Genomic DNA, 2479 nt, shown 5'->3' with positions numbered 1-2479 from the left:
TACTGTACTTTGTCATTGGCGACGGAGTAATCCCAGTTGCCTAATTCATCAATGGTGATACTGCCAAGTGCGTCAGTGGCAGGTGCGACACTGCTAATATCAAACTTCGCTTCGTCAGTGCCATCAACATCAGTGATCTCCAACTTGCCCGAATCACTGAGCGTTGGGTTGGCGGCATCTTCAATTACGGCACCTGTATCGACACCCGTAATGACTGCGGCATCATTCACGCCCGTAATGGTAACGGTAATAGTATGCTCAGTGCCGTCTAGCGACTCTACGGTGAACAGTTCGGATTTGGTCTCACCTTCTCCGAGATATTGCACTTTTTCATTGGCGACGGAATAGTCCCAGTTGCCAGATTCATTAATAGTAAGGCTACCTAATACGCCAGTACTGACTGTTACGCTGTTGGTATCAAACTTCGCTTCATCAACCCCATCGACGTCTGTGATCTCTAATTTTCCGAAATCACTCAGAATTGGATTAGCGGCATCTTCAATCACCGCACCAGTATCCACTCCCGTAATGACAGCAGCATCATTCACGCCGGTGATGGTAACGGTAATGGTGTGTTCGGTGCCGTCCAAAGATTCAACAGTGAACAGTTCAGATTTAGTTTCACCTTCTCCGAGATACTGCACTGCCGCATTGTCAACGGAGTAGTCCCAGTTGCCAGATTCATCAATGGTGATACTGCCAAGTGCGCCAGCGGAAGGTGTGACACTGCTAATATCAAACTTCGCTTCATCAGCGCCATCAACATCGGTGATCTCTAGTTTGCCAGAATCAGTGAGCATTGGATTAGCGGCATCTTCAATCACTGCGCCAGTATCGATACCTGTAATTTCAGCGGCATCGTTTACGCCCGTGATCGTAACAGTGATGGTGTGATCTGTTCCATCCAACGATTCAACGGTGAACTCTTCGGATTTAGTCTCACCTTCACCGAGATATTGCACCGCAGCATTAGCGACAGAGTAACTCCAATCACCCGCTTCCGTTAAAGTGAGCGCACCAAGGGTTCCAGTCGCAGCAACCACGCTATTGGTTTTAAAGCTGGCTTCATCACTGCCATCCGTATCAGAAACTCGTAATGAACCATTGTCGCTTAGCATTGGCGAGTTAGTGTCTTCTACGACAGAGCCCAATGCATCGCCAGAGATCTCGGCAGCATCATTTACACCAGTAATAGTCACGGTGATGGTGTGTTCGGTACCATCCAACGATTCGACGGTGAACTGTTCAGATTTAGTCTCACCTTCGCCAAGATACTGCACTTTGGTATTATCGACGGAGTAATCCCAGTTGCCAGATTCATCAATGGTGATACTACCAAGTGCGTCAGCGGCAGGTGTTACGCTGCTAATATCAAACTTCGCTTCGTCAGCGCCATCGACGTCAGTGATTTCCAACTTACCGGAATCACTGAGCATTGGATTGGCGGCATCTTCAATCACTGCGCCAGTATCGATACCTGTAATTTCAGCGGCATCGTTTACGCCCGTGATCGTAACGGTGATGGTGTGATCTGTTCCATCCAACGATTTGACGGTGAACACTTCGGATTTGGTTTCACCTTCTCCGAGATACTGCACTTTGGCATTATCGACGGAGTAATCCCAATTGCCAGATTCATCGAGAATAAGGCTACCTAATGCGCCCGCACTGGCCACCACGCTAGTGGTATCAAACTTCGCTTCGTCAGCGCCATCGACGTCAGTGACTTCCAGTTTTCCGGAATCGCTGAGAATTGGGTTGGCGGCATCTTCAATTACTGCACCAGTATCAACACCTATAATTTCAGCGGCATCATTCACGCCCGTAATGATCACAGTGATAGTGTGTTCGGTGCCGTCCAACGATTCGACGGTGAACTGTTCAGATTTAGTCTCACCTTCGCCAAGATACTGCACTTTGGTATTATCGACGGAGTAATCCCAGTTGCCAGATTCATCAATGGTAATACTACCAAGTGCGTCAGCGGCAGGTGTTACGCTGCTAATATCAAACTTCGCTTCGTCAGCGCCATCGACGTCAGTGATTTCCAACTTACCGGAATCACTGAGCATTGGATTGGCGGCATCTTCAATCACTGCGCCAGTATCGATACCTGTAATTTCAGCGGCATCGTTTACGCCCGTGATCGTAACGGTGATGGTGTGATCTGTTCCATCCAACGATTTGACGGTGAACTGTTCTGATTTTGTCTCACCTTCTCCTAGATACTGTACTTTGTCATTGGCGACGGAGTAATCCCAGTTGCCTAATTCATCAATGGTGATACTGCCAAGTGCGTCAGTGGCAGGTGCGACACTGCTAATATCAAACTTCGCTTCGTCAGTGCCATCAACATCAGTGATCTCCAACTTGCCCGAATCACTGAGCGTTGGGTTGGCGGCATCTTCAATTACGGCACCTGTATCGACACCCGTAATGACTGCGGCATCATTCACGCCCGTAATGGTAACGGTAATAG

Annotated in this window: 1 protein-coding gene; it reads right to left on the bottom strand. The window is 48.4% G+C overall.

Annotation, left to right across the window (positions count from 1 at the left end):
- Positions 1 to 2479 (bottom strand): VCBS domain-containing protein (locus tag L4C39_RS19920; RefSeq protein ID WP_429747726.1); only part of this gene is annotated, 2479 nt, incomplete at both ends.

The sequence above is a fragment of the Vibrio clamense genome, from assembly GCF_050337905.1.
In the GTDB taxonomy this organism is placed as follows: Bacteria; Pseudomonadota; Gammaproteobacteria; order Enterobacterales; family Vibrionaceae; genus Vibrio; species Vibrio cortegadensis.
Note: the sequence above shows the minus strand (reverse complement) of the source record. Positions and strands in the feature narration are given on the sequence as shown.